Below are 17,708 nucleotides of genomic sequence, written 5' to 3'. Positions count from 1 at the left end.
TGTCGCAGGACCAGTGACGTCCGCCGTCGGTGCTACGGTGCCGGCTGCAGGGTGGAATCGGCGTACCAGACGGTCGTGTCGCCGTAGTCCTTGCGACGGTCGAGTGCGAGCCCCGGGCCCCAGTGTGGCTCGGGCGAGCGGGAGCTGCGCTCGAGCACTACGAGCGCGTCGGTGGCCAGCAGGGGAGCGAGCGCACTCAAATTGTGCCCGAGTTCAATCTCGCTGAGGTCGTAGGGCGGGTCGATGAACACCACGTCGAAGCCCTCTTTGGTAGCGGCCAAGAACGACTGAACCGCCTGGGCCGAGACGGCAATCTTCAGGTCAGTGCCCTTCGGCGCTGACCGTTGCACGGCCTCGGCGTTCCTGCGACACATGGCTGCCGCGCCATAGCTGTTCTCGACGAGCGTCACGACACGGGCACCGCGACTGGCGGCCTCAAGCCCCAAAGCTCCCGATCCCGCATACAGATCCAACACGCGCATGCCGTGCAGGGCATCCCGTGAGTCGAGCGCCGAAAAGATCGCCTCGCGCACCCGATCACTGGTTGGCCGTGTACCCGACTTCGGAACAGCCAGGGAGAGAGAGCCGGCAAACCCGGTAATAATTCGCGTCATAACCCTCCCGAGCCTAGCCGCCCCGCAAAGAACGATCCGCGCAGAAAAACCTGCGGCGGCAGCGTTGGTTGTGGTGGCTCAGTCACAACACCATGTCAGTGGCCCGGTTTACGATGAATGCATGACCGGTTCGAGCGCTGCCAGTGGCCCCGGATTCGATGGCGTTGCGCTTCCGTCACCCCAGCCCGAGCCGCTGACGCTCGACACCCCGTTGAAGAAGGCCCTCAGCGCAGCCCAGGCGACAGCGCTCGGAAAAGCCTTCGGATTTCAGACCGTCAACGATCTGCTCAGCCACTACCCGCGCGACTACGCCGACCGCGAAGTACTCCGGCCCCTGAACCAGCTCACTCCCGGCGCCAACATCACGGTCATCGCCGACATCATTTCTGCGCACGAAAAGCGCATGTCATCCCGGCCGGGCACGATCGTAGAGGTGGTCATCTCCGACGGGGGAGGTCAGTTCACCCTCACATTCTTTGGCAAGAACAGCCAGCAGTGGCGTCTTGACCAGTTGCGACCCGGCTTGCGCGGCAGTTTTTCCGGCAAGGTGCGCATGTACCAGGGTCAGAGCCAACTGGCGAACCCGTCGTACAAGACCTTCGAAAGTGAAGAAGAAGAGGCGCGCGACGACCCGGCCCTGCGGTTGAAGCACAAGCCGCTCATCCCCATTTATGCCGCTACGGCCGCCGAGACCAGTTGGAACCTGCAAACGATGATCGATCAGGTGCTCCGGCGCCTCGGCACCCTGCCCGACCCTGTTCCCGACGACCTGCGGGTCGAACACAGCCTGCTCGACCACACCCAGGCCATCCGCTGGATTCATAGCCCTGACGATCCAGAACAGTGGATGGCCGCGCAAGACACGCTGCGGTTCACTGAGGCCTGGGTGCTGCAGTGCGCCCTCATGCAGCGGCACAGTCTCGCGCGGGAGCGCCGTACCCAACCCCGAGTACCAACGCCCGGCGGCTACCTTGAACGCTTTGATGCGGCGCTGCCCTTCGTGCTGACGGTCGATCAAGAAATTTGCGCGGTCGAAATCGCCGCCGACATGGCCCGGTCCGGCCCGATGAATCGGCTGTTGCAGGGCGAGGTCGGCTCGGGCAAGACCGTGGTTGCCCTGCGGGCCATGCTCGCCGTAGCGGACAGCGGCGGCCAGACCGCGTTGCTGGCACCGACTGAGGTGCTCGCCGGGCAACACCTGCGGTCGATCACGACCCTGCTCGGCCCGAATCTCGCGGCCGAACTGATGCCGACCTTGTTGACCGGAAAACTGCCCGTGGCGCAGAAACGCAAGGCCCTGCTGCGCACGGTCTCTGGCCAATCGCGCATTGTGATCGGCACGCACGCCTTGCTCAGCGATACCGTGACCTTTTTCGACCTCGGTCTGATCGTGATCGATGAGCAGCACCGGTTCGGCGTCGACCAGCGCGAAACACTGCGGCTCAAGGGGGCGGAGCCTCCTCATGTTCTTGTCATGACGGCAACGCCGATTCCGCGCACCATCGCTATGACCGTGTTCGGCGACCTCGACGTGAGCACCATTCGCATGCTGCCGGCCGGGCGCCAGGGAATTCGCAGTGTTGTCGTTCCGATGGGTGAGAACGGGGCACTGTTCGGGCGCGTCTGGGCGAGTTTGGCGCAGGAACTTGCCCTGGGGCGTCAAGGTTTTGTCGTGTGTCCGGCGATTTCTCCGGCAGAAATCGAAGACGAGGCGGATATCGCGCCGCCGCCGGGAGACGATCCGCGTCCGCTGTTCAACGTTGAAGAAGTCCTGGAGGGAATGCGCGGAGTCGCGTCCCTGGCGCCATACCGTCTCGAGGCACTGCACGGGCGCATGACGAGCGAGGAGAAAGACCGCATCATGCGCTCTTTTGCCGCCGGTGAGATCGATATTCTCGTCGCCACCACCGTCATTGAGGTCGGTGTCGACGTTCCGAACGCCTCCGCCATGGTCGTGCTCGACGCAGACCGATTCGGTGTCTCCCAGCTGCACCAGTTGCGCGGCCGGGTCGGACGTGGTGGAGTGCCAGGGCTGTGCCTGCTGGTAACGAACTCCCGCGCGGGGTCCCCGGCCCGCCAGCGCATCGGTGATGTCGCCGCAACGCTCGATGGCTTCGTGCTCGCTGAACTCGACCTCGCCCTGCGCCGGGAGGGCAACGTGCTCGGTGATATGCAGTCCGGTGACGGCTCGAAACTGCGCTTTCTGCGGGTGGCGGTCGACGGCGACATGATCGCCGAAGCTCGACAAGCGGCTTACCACTTGGTCACAGGGGATCCGGGCATCCGCACCAACCCGGCGCTACGTGATGCGATTGCGCGCCGCCTGAATGATTCCGAGCGCACCTGGCTCAATAAAGGCTGATGATGTCGACGCAAAGCGGATGCAGCGGGCAGCGTTCCGTCAGTGTGTAGCAGTAGGGTGTGACCATGCGCAGGATCGCCGTTGTCCCTGGATCATTTGACCCCGTCACTCTGGGCCACCTGGACGTGATCGATCGCGCGGCCGGCCTGTTCGATGAGCTTCACGTTCTTGTGGTGCATAACCCTGATAAATCGGCGCTGTTGCCGATCAATCAGCGCGTATCGCTGCTGGAGCAGGCCATACGAGAGGCTGGGCTGCCGATAAATATCGTGGTCGCCAGCTGGAGCGTGGGATTGCTCGTGGACTACTGCATGGATGTCGGTGCGAGCGTGTTGGTCAAGGGCATCCGCTCACAGGTCGATGTGGCTTATGAGACGCCGATGGCGATCGTCAATCGCAATCTGGCCGCCGTCGAGACAGTCTTTCTACTGCCCGATCCGGCCAATGCCCATGTCTCCAGCTCTCTGGTGCGCCAAGTGGCCGGCCTGGGCGGTGACGTCTCGCCGTATGTGCCGCGAGCCGTTGCGGAGTATCTGGAGCGGTCGCGGGTATGAACCTCAAACCGACTCGCTCCTCCGTGCCGACACAGGGAGTGTCGGCCGGCAACCTGCGCGAGTTGCACGATGCGGGGCGCGCGATCATGCGCAACGTCGAGACGGTCATTGATGGCAAGCACCAGGCCGTGCAGATCGCACTGACGGTTCTGCTGGCCGAGGGGCACCTGCTCATCGAGGACGTTCCCGGTGTGGGCAAGACCATGCTGGCCAAGGCGCTCGCCCGCTCCGTAGACTGCACGGTCGGGCGAATTCAGTTCACCCCCGACCTGCTGCCCTCCGACGTGACCGGGGTGTCCGTGTTCAATCAGGCCGAACGCCGGTTCGAGTTCAAACCGGGCCCGGTCTTCGCCAACATCGTCATCGGTGACGAGATCAACCGGGCGAGTCCGAAAACCCAGTCGGCACTGCTGGAATCAATGGAGGAACGCCAGGTCACCGTTGACGGCACGACCTACCCACTGGCCCTGCCGTTCACCGTTATCGCGACCCAAAACCCGATCGAGATGGAGGGAACGTACGCCCTTCCGGAGGCGCAACGGGACCGATTCATGGCCCGCATCTCCATGGGCTACCCCGACTCCGAATCGGAGCTGGCGATGCTCGATTCGCGCGACACCAATAGTCCGCTCGCTCTGATCTCGGCCGTGGTGTCGGAGGAGACCCTGCGCGACATGATGCACACGGCACGAGCAGTTTTCGCCTCCGCGGCGGTCAAGGAGTACGCGGTTAATTTGGTGCGCGCCACCCGCGACGATCGCGACCTGCGTCTCGGTGCCAGCCCGAGGGCAACGCTCCAACTCATCCGTGCCGCGAAAGCCCAGGCGGCGTTGAACGGTCGGGACTACGTGCTGCCCGACGATATCGACGCGCTCGCCGTGGCCGTTCTTGGTCATCGGCTGGTTCCCACCAGCCGGGCGTTGGGTCACCATCACCAGGACAGCGGCCCGGTGATCGACGACATCGTGCGTCGGATCCTTGCTGACACGCCGGTGCCGGTCGGTGTCGCGGCATCCGATCAGGTTCCAGCACACCCGTTCGAACCGGCGACGTCCTCATTGTTGCCGCCTGTGCCCGCCGCTTCGATGCGGCCCCTTGGTTCTACCGGGCAGTCGTAGTCATGGCGCCTGGGGTGAAAGATACCGGGCCGGCGAATGCCGACTGGTACACGCGGCTGGCGGCCCGATTCGCCACGCGTCTCACCCGGCGAGGCTGGGTCATTCTGGCGGCCGGAGTTGTCTTGTTCGCCAACGCTGTGCTGGTGAACAACCGTGACATGGTGTTCGTGGCCAGCCTGTTGATCGTGGCGCCGCTTGTGGCAGCCGGTTACGTTTCGCTCCGCCCCGCCCGAGTCGAAGTCAGCAGGGTCTTTCGGCCGCCGATCGTGTCGGTCGGCGGTGAGAGTGTGATTTCACTGCAGTTGCACAACCTTTCGGCGACACCGCTCAGCGGTGCCTGGTGGGCCGACACCCCGTCACCCGGCGTTGAGGTGCCGGCGGCGGCCATCCTTCCCCTCGTGAGCCGGAACGGCGCGACCGGTGACACAGTGCGCCTGGAGTACTCCGTCGTGCCACGCAACCGCGGCGTCTACGATGTCGGCCCGCTCCGGGTGTCACGTCAGGACCCGTTCGGCCTCGCGCACAGCGACCGGCAGGCGGGTTCGCCCCACGACTTGATAGTGACACCACGCGTGACGCCGCTGCCAGGCAGCGGCGTCGCCCAGTCCAGCAACGACGGCTCGATCCGGGAGCTGTTGCGTCAGGCCACCCCCACCTCCGACGAACTCATCGCCCGCGAATACCGCCCCGGTGATGCCCTGCGCCGCGTGAACTGGCCAGCCACCGCCCGGCAGGGGCAACTCATGGTGCGGCAGGAAGAGCAGCGGAGCAATCCGGAGGCCCGCATCGTGCTCGACACGACCCTGGCCGGCGCGGCGGGGCTCGGGGCCGGGCACGTTCCACCGCATCTCGTGACCGGTTTTGAACTCGCGATCGAGCTGGCGGCATCCGTTGGTGTGCATTTGCTCGACGCCGGCTACCGTCTCGAGGTGATCGAGCTGGGCGCCAGCCAACTCCTGCCGGGCAACCAACAGGCCCTGGGCGGGATGCACGGCGACGTGCCCGCCACTTTTCGTGCTCCCGGCGGCGATCGCGCACTGCTGGAAGCCCTCGCCGGTGTGGTGCCGGTGCCGTGGCCTACCCGTAGCGCTCGACTGTCCGCCGAGCGCCGCGCACCGGTGCGTGCCGCCCTGCGTAACGCAGAGCTATCACTTCCGACATTCGCGATGCTCGTGAGTGTGTCCGATGCGGATGTCGAAGACCTCGTCGCCCTCGTACGTCACTGTGCGCCCGCTATAGCGTTGGTGCAGCGCACCGTGGGGGTACAAGCCCGCGAACGCCTGCAGGCCGCTGGCTGGCGCTGCGTGGAGCTTGCGGGCGCCGATGACCTGGCAGACGTATGGAACGACGTGAGCGGGGAGCGAGGAGCCGACCATGACTAGTCTGGCCACCAAAGCAACTACGAATTCGGACCTCCTTTCCCAGGCGCGCCCGGGGCGCCTGCCTGGGAGGCTCCGCGGTCGCCGCGGCGGGCGCAGGGTCGCGCCCTGGCCGCTCGCACTCAGCCTGCTGTTGCTTCTGCTCGTCTCCTGTGCGGCGCTCGCACCGCTGCTGCGCGGCAATGCCTGGTGGTGGGTCTGTGCGGCAGTCGGGTGCGCCGTATTGCTCGGCGCGGCTGTGTTTCGCCGTCTGGGAGTGCCACGCCTGATTGTTCCGATGGCGAACAGCGCGGTGCTGGTCGGCATGATGACTCTCATGTTCGGCGGTGGGACTGGCCTGTTCTGGCTCATTCCGACACCGCAAACCGTCAGTACTTTCGCCGGGCTGATCGACGCCGGAGGGGCCTCGATCGCGCAGCAGAGCACGCCGGCCGAGGTGACCCTGGGCATCCTCTTTCTGCTCGCCGGCGGCACCGGGCTGATCGCGATTCTCATGGATTTGCTAGCGGTGACCCTGCGCTGGCCCGCCATCGGTGCAGCGGGTGCACTCGTGCCAGTGTTCGTGCCGGGCTTCATCATCGACGACGGGGCTGATATTGTCGCGCTTGTGGCGGCGGCAGTTGCATTTCTGCTGCTGCTGCGGGTCGATGTTTCTGGTCGTCGTGCCGAGGCGACAACGCATCGTGCGACCGGGCCGCGCGTGCCTCGGACGTACCGGTCGGAGCGGCCGCGCGGCCGCGGGTCGCAGGGCGGCGCACTCCTGGCGGGAGCCCTCACTATCGTGGGCGCCTTGATTCTGAGCACGGTCGCCCCGGCTTTCACTGCCGGGGGGCTTGTGACGGCCCGGCCCGGTGGGTTGTTGTTCGGCAGCGGGGTGAGTCCCATGATCAATCTTGGACAGGACCTGCGTCGCCCCAAGGCCGGACCGGCATTTCACTACACTTCGACCGGCACCGAGCAGCCCTATTTCACCCTACTCACCCTTGACGAGGTCATCGGGTTGACCTGGACGGCACGCGTCGATGAGGCAGACGTGCGCAATACCGTCGACGCTATTCAGAAGCCATTCGGGCTCGATGCCAATGTGGAGACGGTGGAAGCGTCGACATCGGTCGTCATCGACGGCGTCAACAGCCAGTGGTTGCCCGCGCCGGCACGCGCAAGCAGCATCGAGGGTCTGACCGGTCGCTGGTATTGGGACAGCCGTACCCGGACGATCGCGAGCGTCTCGGCGAACACTCTCGGTCAGGAATACACGGTGTCGTCATTGGAATTGAAACCCACCGCCGAGCAACTGCGACAATCGAGCAGCGATTATCCCGCGAGCGTCGTGGGCAATCTTCAACTCCCGGTCGAAGCGCCGCCGATCATCGGGGAGACAGCACGAGAGGTGACGGCGAACACGACGTCGAACTATGACGCTGCTGTCGCAATTCAGAACTATTTACGGAGCAGCATTTTCAGCTACGACACCGACGCGCCCGTTGAAGCCGGTTACGACGGTGGCGGAGTGGGGGTGATTGGAATGTTCCTCCAGGAAAAACGCGGCTACTGTGTGCACTTCGCCTCCGCCATGGCCGCGATGGCACGCACCCTCGGCATCCCCTCGCGGGTCTCTCTCGGCTATCTGCCCGGGGTTAAATCGCAGGATCTCGAGCAGGGACTGGGGCAGTACAACGTGGATTCCCACGACCTGCACGCCTGGCCGGAGTTGTACTTCGTCGGCGTCGGCTGGGTGAAATTCGAGCCGACGCCCGGCCGCGGCATCGTACCCAACTACGAGCAGGCAGTCGTTGCCGGCACACCGATTACAACACCGGATGAGGCCCGCGCCACGAGCGGTCCAGCCCTCAGCCCGGACCGGTTAGCGAACGATTCCGCCCTGGAACGCGGAGCCACAACGCAGAGTGTCGAGTCCAGCAAACTGCTCGGAATCCTTGGACTCAGCATGCTGGGACTGCTCGTGTTACTCCTTCCGGCGGCAGCCAGACGGATGCTGCGTGGTTCGCGGGTGCGCCGCGTCCGCTCCGGACGAGCCGGTGCAGGCCTCGCCTGGACCGAGCTGCAGCACACCTGCCTCGATCACGGCATACCGGTGCCGGTCACCGAGACCCCCCGGGCCTTCGCGGGCCGCCTGGAACGCCTTCGAGCCGTCGACCCTGCGCAGACGGAGGCACTGGCACGGGTACTTCTGGCGCTCGAACGCTCGCGGTTCGACCGGTCGCAGGCGTCGTCAGAAACCCTCGCCGACGACCTGACGCTGGCCCTCCGCGCGGTGCACGATGGTGCGAGTGTCAGCATCCGTTTTCGGGCACTATTCGCTCCTGCCTCGCTGTTCGCCACTCTGGCTGCGGTGCTGCGCGGAGAGCGACGGGCCCGCACGATCGCCCCCTGAACACAGCGTCCAGCCAGAGCGCGTAGAATTTATGACCGTGACTAAGTTCAAGAAGACTCCGTACACGGTCGACGTGCGTGACCTCATCAACCGCCCGGGTACCATGCACGAACGCCACCTCGACATTGAGGTCCCCGACGACCTGGGTGCTGGCCTCGTAGTGGTGAAAGCCGGTTCGATTCTGTCGACCGAGCTGCGGCTCGAGGCGATGCATGAGGGAATCCTGGTCAGCATCGAGGTGTACGCGCGGGCACTCGGCGAGTGCGGCCGCTGCCTGAAAGACATCGACCTGCCGGTTCGAGTTCAGTTTGCCGAGCTTTTCGGTTATCCTCAGGAGGAAGCCTTCGAGTTTGAGATTCTAGACGACCATGTCGATTTGGAATCTTTGATCCGGGACGCGGTAGTGTTAGCACTTCCGTTCCAGCCGGTATGTCGGCGGGATTGCCCAGGTCTTGACAGTGAGACCGGACAGCCGCTTGACGAATTGCCCGAACTGGTTTCCGACGCTGCGCTCGATCCCCGGTGGTCGGCGCTGGCGGGGTTCACGGCTTCCACAGACAAAGACATGGGTGCGAACATCCATGTTTCAGACAGCAGAGAAGAGAAGTAGTCATGGCAGTTCCGAAGCGCAAGATGTCGCGTTCCAACACTCACTCGCGTCGCGCGCAGTGGAAGGCCACGCCTCCCACACTCGTGAAGACCATGGAGGGCGGCAAGGTCGTCTACAGCCTGCCGCACCGCGCCAAGGTTGTCACCGACTCCACCGGCACCCCGTTGTTCATGGAATACAAGGGCCGTAAAGTCGCTGACATCTAAGTCACTCCTTCTGAAGAGGCCGAAACTCGGTCGATGAAGGTGTACAGATGAAAAGCGTGCGTACCGAGCGGTCGCCCTTGTTGGCGACCCTCGGAGTGCAGATTGAACCGGTGATTCTGGAGCTTGCTCTAACTCACCGGTCCTTTGCGTACGAGAACGGGGGCATTCCCACAAACGAGCGCCTTGAATTTCTTGGCGACTCGATTCTGGGTCAGGCCGTCACGGTGATGCTCTACCGCACCTACCCCGACCTCGACGAAGGTCATCTGGCCAAACGCCGGGCCAGCCTGGTATCCACGGCCGCCCTCGCCCGGATCGCCCGAGGTCTCGGACTGGGCGATTACATTCGCCTGGGTCGCGGTGAGATTCTCACCGGTGGGCGCGATAAAGCGTCGATTCTGGCCGACACCGTTGAGGCGCTCATCGGGGCCACTTTTCTGGATGCCGGTGGCGAAGTCGCCACCGCGTTCGTGCTGCGCCTGATCCAACCCCTGTTGGCTGAGCCTGGTCACTTCGGTGTGTCGATGGACCCGAAAACGAGTCTGCAAGAGCTCGCCGCCAGCGCCGGCGTGGGCATTCCCGTCTACACACTCGAATCGAGCGGTCCCGATCACTCGAAGATTTTTGTCGCGACCATAGCGATCGGTTCTACCGTGACCGCCCAGGGAGTGGGTCCGAGCAAGAAGTTCGCTGAAATGGCGGCGGCGCGGGACGCCATCAACCAGCTGAAAGCGCTCTGAAGTCTCACGAAATGCCGGAACTTCCCGAGGTCGAGGTCGTGCGTTACGGCCTTCAGCCGGCGGTCACCAATGCTGTGGTCACCGGGGTCGAGGTCTTCGATGAACGTTCTCTGCGCCGGCACGCTCCCGCGGGCGGGGCGTTCGCCCAGCAGCTCGTGGGGCGGCGAATTCTCGCAGCGGTGCGTCGCGGCAAGTTTCTGTGGCTGCCGCTCGAGAGCGGCCGGGCACTCGTCATTCACCTCGGTATGAGCGGCCAGGTGCTGCTGCGGGCACCGGGGGCGGCCGATGATCGCCTGTTGCGCATCCGCTTGACGCTGGAGCACCCGACCCGCGGAGAACTGTGGGTCAATTTCGTCGACCAGCGTATTTTCGGAAGCATGGCTGTCGACGCCATGGTCGCCACCAGCGACGGGCTTCCCGGCGGCTATTCTGGTATGGCTACAGCGGATGCCGTCTGGCAGAACCACATTCCCGGACAGGTTGCGCACATCGCCCGCGACCCGATCGACCCATCGTTCTCGCCCCGCGCCTTCTTCAACGCACTCGCACAGAAGAAAACCGGTATCAAGCGGGCGCTGCTCGATCAAAATCTGATTAGCGGCATCGGCAATATTTACGCGGACGAAGCGCTGTTCGCCGCGCGGATCCACTATGAGCAGCCCGCTGCGTCGCTGTCGCGCGCCAAGGCGACGACGCTGCTCGCGGCCGTGCGCACTATTCTGCACCGCGCTCTGGCCGAGGGCGGCACCAGCTTCGACGCCCAGTATGTGAACGTGAACGGGCAGTCCGGCTACTTCGCACACAGCCTCGAAGCGTACGGACGGCAGGGCAACCCGTGTTCGCGCTGCGGCACGCTGATCGTGCGCGAACAGTTCATGAACCGCGGCTCGCACTTCTGCCCGCACTGCCAGCGGTTGTCTCAGCCGCGCCCAGGCGGCAGAGGCTCGACGCGCTGAGCTGGGGCTTCGCCAGCACACGGGTTTGGGGGTCTAGCCCGACGTCCGAATAGTGGGACTCGATCATTCCGAATCTCGTCGCGGGGACGACGTCACGCAGCGCGGCCACCGCCTCAGAGTCGGGCCAGCTGGGCGGTAGCCTCAAGCGACATGACGAGTTCAGCGATCGACAAGCCCCGCATTCTGCGCCGCAGTGATCCGAGCGACCGAAGTGTTCGCGCCACACTGTGCGATCAGCGGATGTCCCGGCCCGTGTCGGTGGGTCACGGTAGCGTTGGATCAACGCCGAGACGAGTGTTCGCGGCCGACAACCGAAAGGGTTTCTGTTGTATTTGAAGAGCCTCACCCTCAAGGGCTTCAAATCGTTCGCGCAGCCGACGACGTTCGCTTTCGAACCCGGCGTCACCTGCGTCGTGGGCCCGAACGGCTCGGGCAAGTCCAACGTCGTCGACGCGTTGGCCTGGGTAATGGGCGAGCAGGGCGTGAAAACCCTGCGCGGCGGAAAGATGGAGGACGTCATCTTCGCTGGCACGTCTACCCGCGGTCCGCTCGGCCGGGCCGAGGTCATCCTCACCATTGACAACACCGACGGCGCCCTGCCGATCGACTATTCCGAAGTCACTATTGCGCGCACACTGTTTCGCAACGGCGCAAGCGAGTACGCCATCAACGGGCGCACCTGCCGGCTGCTCGACGTGCAAGAGCTGCTCAGTGACTCTGGCCTGGGCCGGGAGATGCACGTCATCGTCGGGCAGGGACAGCTCGACGCTGTGCTGCGCGCGAGCCCGGAGGAACGCCGAGGTTTCATCGAGGAGGCCGCCGGTATTCTCAAGCACCGGCGCCGCAAAGAGAAGACCCTGCGCAAGCTTGATGCGATGCAGACCAACCTCACCCGGCTGAGCGACCTTGCCGGAGAGATTCGGCGCCAGCTCAAGCCGCTCGGACACCAGGCCGAAATCGCCCGGGAAGCGCAGACCATCGCTGCCATCGTCCGCGACGCGCGCGCCCGCCTGCTCGCCGACGACGTCGTGGCGCTGCGCACCGCGCTCGACATCTATGACCGCACCGAGAGTGAACGGCACACCGAGCGGATCGTGCTCCAGGAACAGCTCTCGCAGAAACAGGACCGAGTGCAGCGGCTTGAGCTCACTCAAATCAGCGATGCCGTCGACCGGGCTCGCCGCACCAGTCACGGACTCGAGTCGGTGCAGGAACGCCTGCGTGGACTGTTCACTCTCGCCAATCAGCGACTGGCCCTGCTGGGGTCGCAGGCGGAGTCGACCGGACTCGTATCGAGTGTCACCCCGACCATGCTGGCCGAGGCCGCCGATGAGGTCGAGCTGTTGCGTGCGGGCATTGGGACAGCCCAAATCGCCTCAGACACCGCGCGCGAGCAGAGTGCGGCGGCCCGGTCGCGGCTCGACGCGGTCGACGAAGACATTGCGGCGCAGGCAGCACTCGTCTCTCGGCACGACCTCGAAATCTCGCACCTGACCGGCCAATCGGAGGCGGCGGCGTCGCGGCTTACTGCCGTGCGCGGTGAGCAGTTGCGGCAGCAGAACGCGCAGGACGACGCGATGGACCGCAGCCGAAAAGCACAGCAGCAGCTCGACGAACTGCCAGCGGCCGTGCCCGCCGGAGAACCCGACTCGGGCGACCTGTCCGAGGCTTTTGAACTGGCGCAAACCGCGGTGCAGCACGTTGAGGCCGAGGTGGAGCGCTTTCGCGATGACCTCCACCGGCACGAGCGGGAACGCGACGCCCAGGCAGCCCGGCAGGGCGCGTTTTCCCTCGCGCTCGATCAGAAAGATGGCTCGTCGGCGGTGCTCGCCGCGCAGCTAGCAGGCATTCGCGGCCTCGTGGCCGACCACGTGCGAGTGCAGCCGGGGTTCGAGGCGGCGATCGCTGCCGCGCTCGGTTCCCTCGCCGACGCCGTGCTTGCCGACAATCGCGACGCCGCACTCGCCGCGATTATGCAGGCCGCACGCGACGACTACGGGCGGGTCGAGCTGATCGTGGCCGATGCAGATGCAGATGCAGATGCAGATGCAGATGCAGATGCAGATGCCGATGCCGATGCCGATGCCGATGCCGATTCCGATTCCGATGCCGATTCCGATTCCGATGACCCTTCAGCGCCAGTTGATGTACTGGGCGCGCGGGTGGGCATCCGCTGGGCGAACTCGGTCATCGACGGCCCGGCCGGCGTATGTGGGCTGCTCGCCCAGACCGTCATCGCCGACGATCTCGCCGTGGCCAGCGCCGCACAGCTGCCGAACGGCATCACCCTCATCACCCTCTCCGGAGAGGTGCTGAGCCCGTGGGTCGTGCGCGGAGGGTCCGGCGCCAGGCAGAGCAGGCTCGAACTCGTCGCCGAACGCGATACCGCCGCCGAGAAACTCGCGGCCGTCACCTCGCAGATCGAACGCGTGCGGTTCGACTTCACCGAACAGCGCACATTACTGCAGGCGCACAAAGAGCAGTCCGTCAGTGCACGGGCGGCCCTGCGCGCCTGTGAAACGCGGCTCGCCACCGTGACCGAACGGCGTGGGCGACTCTTGGTGCAAGCGGACGCCACCACCGCCGATGTCGATCGGGTCTCTGCCGCTTTGCGGCTCGCAAGCAGCGCCGTCACCGAAGCTGAGGCCGTCGCCGTGCGGGGAGCAGCCGCCCTCGACACCGCCCGGTCACGGCCACGTCCCCTCCTTGACGTGTCCCTGCGCGACGCGCTCTATACCGAACTTGAGGCCGCCCGCGAGGCCGAGATCGAGACTCGGCTGCAGGGAGAAACCGCCCGCGAGCGGGTGCGCGCTGGCGAAGCGCTCGTCACGACCCTCACCCATCGTCTCGAGGCCGACCGCGCCGCCGCCGCCGCCGAGGCTCGCCGCGCCGTCGTTCGTCGTCGCCAAGTGGATGCCGCGTCCCGGGTCGCCACGGCACTTCCGGCCGTGCTCGCCGCGGCGGAGCGCTCCGTCGCCGAGGCGAGGCTTCAACTGGCGAGCGCCGAAACCGAACGGGCCAGCCAGAACACCGAACTTCAGCAGCTGCGTCGTGACGAGAATGCCCTGCGCGAGCGGCTCGCGTCGATCACTGAGAACGTGCACGGCCTCGAACTCGAGATCTACGAGAAGAAACTGCAACTCTCGGGCCTACTCGAACGCGCCGGAAGCGAACTGGGGTTGACCGAAGACGTGCTCGTCACCGAATATGGGCTGGACCAGGTCATTCCACCTGATGGTACGGGTATCGGCGTACGCGCCCGGGACAGTGTTCGGGATGAAAGCCGTACCAGCGAACACGGCGCCAGCGAACACGGCGCCAGCGACGGTATCCGCTTCGATCGGGCCGAACAACAGAAACGGTTCGCGGCTGCGGAACGCAAGCTCGGTCAGCTCGGCCGGGTCAACCCGCTCGCCCTCGAAGAATTCGCGGCGCTCGAGCAACGGCACCGGTTTCTCACGGAGCAACTCACCGACCTCACCGAGACCCGCAGCGACCTGCTGACCATCATCGCCGACATCGACGAAAAGATGCAGACCATCTTCTCCTCCGCATTCGATGACACCCAGGCGGCCTTTGCCGAGGTATTTCCGGTGCTGTTTCCCGGCGGCAGCGGCAGTATCTGGCTCACCGACCCCGATGACGTGCTCACGACCGGCATCGAGGTGTCGGTCAAGCCGGCCGGTAAAAAGATCGAACGACTGTCCTTGCTCTCGGGTGGCGAACGCTCGCTCGCCGCCGTGGCGCTCCTGATCGCCATTTTCAAGGCCCGCCCGAGCCCCTTCTACATCATGGACGAGGTCGAAGCGGCCCTTGACGATGCCAACCTCGGCCGGCTGCTGACCATCTTCGAAGACCTGCGCGAAACCAGCCAGCTCATCGTGATCACGCACCAGAAACGCACCATGGAGATAGCGGATGCCCTCTACGGTGTCAGCATGCGGCAAGACGGGGTGAGCGCCGTCGTGGGCCAACGCGTCGGCGCCCGTGCCGATCAGCGGGAGCGTGCCGCGGCGTCCTGACCGCTCGGCGTGTGCCGGGAGTTCGGTGTTCGTGGACTGATCGTTGTTTCCGAACTTCTCAGTGATGGACCAGCCGCGGCCGCCAGAGCGCATCGCTTGAGTGTGAACTGGTTTCGTGTTGCCTGCTGACCTAAACTTAAAATCATGCGCATTATTCGATATGACGCTCTTCGGGCCGCACCCTGGCGCAACGGCGGCGGCACCAGCCGCGAGGTGGCATCTTTCCCCGACGGCGCGGTGGACTTCGACTGGCGCATCAGCATCGCCGACGTGACCGCGGCCGGCGACTTCTCTACTTTTCCGGGGGTGGACCGCATCCTCACGGTGATCGAGGGCGAGCTCATGATCGTGACCGTCGATGGCGAAGAGCACGCCATGGAACAGTACCGGCCATTCCGGTTTTCCGGTGACAGCGTTACCAGCGCCGCCTTGCCGGTCGGCGATACAAAAGATTTGAACGTGATGGCGCGACGGGGAGCGTTCAAGGGTTTTCTATCGATCGTAGAGCTGTCGAAGAAACGCCCCCACCCGGTGTTCAGCGACCAATTCGCCCTGCTGCTGAAGGGCAACGCCGTCGTGACCGCCAACGGTGAGGAGGCCAAATTGAGCATCCTCGACACCGTGCGCGGCGACGATCCGGCCCCGCAGGTGCTCGGACGGGGATTCCTCGCCGTCATCACGCTGGAAGCGGTTCTGGCCTGACAGGCTGCTCAGTACCCGTGACGTGAAGATCAGCAGTTGCGAAGCCACAGCGTTTCCCAATATCGATGATTCTGGTGCCACGGACAGCAACGGTGTCGACTACATCTCAACCGGCCCGTGCCAGGGAGGTTCTTGCGACCCGCGTGTGGGTCGTCACGATGAGCGGCAGATTCGACGGATCGATACTTTGTAGTGAAGAACCCGATGCGAGGTGATCATCGCCGAGAGGACATGACCGTGCGCGCTCAAACGGTCATGTCCGGCATGTTGTCGATTTCGCGTGTTGACTGGCACGCGTAACTACCCAGTCCGAGCTACTCGGCCCCCTGTGGTGGCAATGCGGAGATGACGGGGTGGTCCTTGGCGAGAACGCCGATTTTGGCGGCTCCTCCGGGGGAGCCGATATCGTCGAAGAATTCGACGTTGGCTTTGTAGTAATCGGACCACTGTTCGGGCAGGTCATCTTCGTAGTAAATGGCCTCGACCGGGCAGACCGGTTCGCAGGCTCCGCAGTCGACGCACTCGTCCGGATGAATATAGAGGGAGCGTTCGCCCTCATAAATGCAGTCCACCGGACATTCATCGATGCAGGCACGATCTTTCACATCGACGCACGGAAGAGCGATCACATACGTCATAGGGTCGACAACGCTTCCACACGAGAAATGGCGACCTGTTCGGCCCGGGAAATAACCTTGATCCGCTCCCGGCCGGGAGTGACCAGGTCCTGGCTGCCGAGCAACTGCTCGTGCGCGTCGAGGGCGCGCCATCCAGCCCAGGTGGTGTACTCCACGCCGCGGTCCGTGAGCAGCGCCAGAATCATATCTGTGCCCTGATCAAGCGTTGCACCGGATACGAGCACGGGCAGGTCGGCCACAAGGCGGGTCACGGTCTCGAGGGCATCGCCCTTGGTGTGACCGATGAGGCCGACCGGGCCGCGCTTGATCCACCCGGTGGCGTACAATCCCGCGATCGCGTCGCCGGCCGCGTCGAGCACCCGCCCGCCGTCGTTGGGAATGACACCGCGAACGGCGTCGAACGGTACCTCGGTGAGCGCGCTGCCCCGGTAGCCGACCGCGCGATAAACGGCCTGTACCGGATAGTCGACGACCTGCCCCGTCGCCCGCACTCCGCCGTCTCCGGTGTGCTCGGTGCGTTCAAAACGGATGCCTTCCACCCGACCGTCCCCGTACACTTCGACCGGTGCGTGCAGAAAGTGCAGGTGCAGGCGACGCGAGGCGCCGAGGGGAGCCTTGGTGAGCCATCCGTTCAGCGTGCGGGTCATGATCTTGACCTGGTTGTTGCTGGCGACGAGCTGTTCACTGTGTGAGTCGGGCGTGAAATCCTCGGCATAGACCAGGAGGTCGACATCGGGAATGTCAGCGAGTTCGCGCAGTTCGATCGGGGTGAATTTCACCTGCGACGGCCCGCGACGACCAAATACATGCACGTCGGTGACCGGAGATCCGGCAAGGCCGGCGTAGACCGACGCGGGAATGTCGGTGGTGAGCAGGTCGTCGGCGTGCTTGGCGAGAATGCGGGCCACATCCAGGGCTACGTTGCCGTTGCCGATGACCGCCACGTCGGTTGCGTCGAGTGGCCATTCCAGCGGCACGTCGGGATGCCCGTCGTACCAGGAGACGAAGTCGGCGGCGCCGAACGAGCCGGGCAGGTCGATGCCGGGAATGACGAGTGGGGCATCGAGAATGGCGCCGGTGGCGAAGATGACCGCGTGGTAGTGCTCGCGCAGATCGGCGAGGTTCAGGTCGGTGCCGTACGTGACGTTGCCGATGAAGCGGATCGTGCCTGCGTCGAGCATCTCCTGCAAGGACTTGACGATGCCCTTGATGCGCGGGTGGTCGGGGGCGACGCCGTAGCGAATGAGCCCGTATGGTGCGGGCAGCGAATCGAACAGGTCGATGGCCACGGTGTGGCCCGCCTCGACCACGAGCCGATTCAGAATGTTGCCGGCATAGATGCCGGCTGGGCCGGCGCCGATGATGGCGACACGCAGGGCAGAAGAAGCGGGGGTCATAACGGGCCTTTCACA

14 protein-coding genes are annotated in these 17,708 nt (G+C 64.8%); 11 read left to right on the top strand and 3 right to left on the bottom strand.

Features of this window, described 5'->3' with window-relative positions:
• Nucleotides 1-32 precede the first annotated feature (32 nt).
• Nucleotides 33-614, bottom strand: a complete 582-nt coding sequence (gene rsmD, locus CXY74_RS13675) for a 16S rRNA (guanine(966)-N(2))-methyltransferase RsmD (RefSeq protein WP_104200930.1) — start codon at nucleotides 612-614, stop codon at nucleotides 33-35.
• A 121-nt stretch (nucleotides 615-735) separates the two neighbouring features.
• On the opposite strand from rsmD, the gene CXY74_RS13670 reads away from it, so the two are divergent.
• The 11 genes from CXY74_RS13670 to CXY74_RS13620 all read left to right on the top strand — a co-directional run bounded on the left by CXY74_RS13670 (nucleotide 736) and on the right by CXY74_RS13620 (nucleotide 15,658).
• Complete coding sequence (locus CXY74_RS13670; protein WP_104200929.1) at nucleotides 736-2,976, top strand: ATP-dependent DNA helicase RecG; 2,241 nt, start codon at nucleotides 736-738, stop codon at nucleotides 2,974-2,976.
• Between the two features lie 65 nt (nucleotides 2,977-3,041).
• Nucleotides 3,042-3,530 carry a pantetheine-phosphate adenylyltransferase gene (coaD, locus tag CXY74_RS13665; protein WP_104200928.1) on the top strand — a complete coding sequence of 163 codons (489 nt, stop codon included), beginning with the start codon at nucleotides 3,042-3,044 and terminating at the stop codon, nucleotides 3,528-3,530.
• A complete protein-coding gene (locus CXY74_RS13660) occupies nucleotides 3,527-4,648 on the top strand; it encodes a MoxR family ATPase (protein WP_104200927.1) in 1,122 nt (373 codons plus the stop codon). The genes coaD and CXY74_RS13660 overlap by 4 nt, the downstream gene beginning before the upstream one ends.
• A gap of 14 nt (nucleotides 4,649-4,662) precedes the next feature.
• Nucleotides 4,663-6,030 (top strand): DUF58 domain-containing protein, encoded by a 1,368-nt coding sequence (locus CXY74_RS13655; RefSeq protein ID WP_158252371.1) that lies wholly within the window; start codon nucleotides 4,663-4,665, stop codon nucleotides 6,028-6,030.
• Nucleotides 6,023-8,422 (top strand): DUF3488 and transglutaminase-like domain-containing protein, encoded by a 2,400-nt coding sequence (locus tag CXY74_RS13650; protein WP_104200925.1) that lies wholly within the window; start codon nucleotides 6,023-6,025, stop codon nucleotides 8,420-8,422. The genes CXY74_RS13655 and CXY74_RS13650 overlap by 8 nt, the downstream gene beginning before the upstream one ends.
• 73 nt (nucleotides 8,423-8,495) lie before the next feature.
• A complete protein-coding gene (locus CXY74_RS13645; RefSeq protein WP_233193402.1) occupies nucleotides 8,496-9,032 on the top strand; it encodes a DUF177 domain-containing protein in 537 nt (178 codons plus the stop codon).
• A gap of 2 nt (nucleotides 9,033-9,034) precedes the next feature.
• Nucleotides 9,035-9,238: a 50S ribosomal protein L32 gene (rpmF, locus tag CXY74_RS13640; protein WP_092108959.1), complete on the top strand. Its 204-nt coding sequence runs from the start codon at nucleotides 9,035-9,037 to the stop codon at nucleotides 9,236-9,238.
• A gap of 47 nt (nucleotides 9,239-9,285) precedes the next feature.
• Complete coding sequence (gene rnc / locus CXY74_RS13635; protein WP_104200923.1) at nucleotides 9,286-9,978, top strand: ribonuclease III; 693 nt, start codon at nucleotides 9,286-9,288, stop codon at nucleotides 9,976-9,978.
• Nucleotides 9,979-9,989: 11 nt separating this feature from the next.
• Nucleotides 9,990-10,934, top strand: coding sequence for a bifunctional DNA-formamidopyrimidine glycosylase/DNA-(apurinic or apyrimidinic site) lyase (gene mutM, locus CXY74_RS13630; protein WP_104200922.1), 945 nt, complete (start codon nucleotides 9,990-9,992; stop codon nucleotides 10,932-10,934).
• A 326-nt stretch (nucleotides 10,935-11,260) separates the two neighbouring features.
• On the top strand, nucleotides 11,261-14,956 hold the full coding sequence (locus tag CXY74_RS13625; RefSeq protein WP_104200921.1) for an AAA family ATPase: 3,696 nt from the start codon (nucleotides 11,261-11,263) through the stop codon (nucleotides 14,954-14,956).
• 144 nt (nucleotides 14,957-15,100) lie between these two features.
• Entirely contained in the window at nucleotides 15,101-15,658 is a 558-nt protein-coding gene (locus tag CXY74_RS13620; protein WP_104200920.1) for a HutD family protein, read from the top strand.
• Nucleotides 15,659-15,972: 314 nt separating this feature from the next.
• Here the strand turns inward: CXY74_RS13620 and fdxA are convergent, their stop codons facing one another.
• Nucleotides 15,973-16,296 (bottom strand): ferredoxin, encoded by a 324-nt coding sequence (gene fdxA, locus CXY74_RS13615; RefSeq protein ID WP_104126929.1) that lies wholly within the window; start codon nucleotides 16,294-16,296, stop codon nucleotides 15,973-15,975.
• Nucleotides 16,293-17,693 (bottom strand): FAD-dependent oxidoreductase, encoded by a 1,401-nt coding sequence (locus CXY74_RS13610; protein WP_104200919.1) that lies wholly within the window; start codon nucleotides 17,691-17,693, stop codon nucleotides 16,293-16,295. The genes fdxA and CXY74_RS13610 overlap by 4 nt, the downstream gene beginning before the upstream one ends.
• Nucleotides 17,694-17,708 lie beyond the last annotated feature (15 nt).

Origin of the sequence: Cryobacterium sp. Y29 (genome assembly GCF_002929825.1) — a bacterium.
Taxonomy (GTDB): Bacteria; Actinomycetota; Actinomycetes; order Actinomycetales; family Microbacteriaceae; genus Cryobacterium.
The sequence above is the reverse complement of the archived record's forward strand: the minus strand, read 5'-3'. Positions and strand labels throughout refer to the sequence as shown.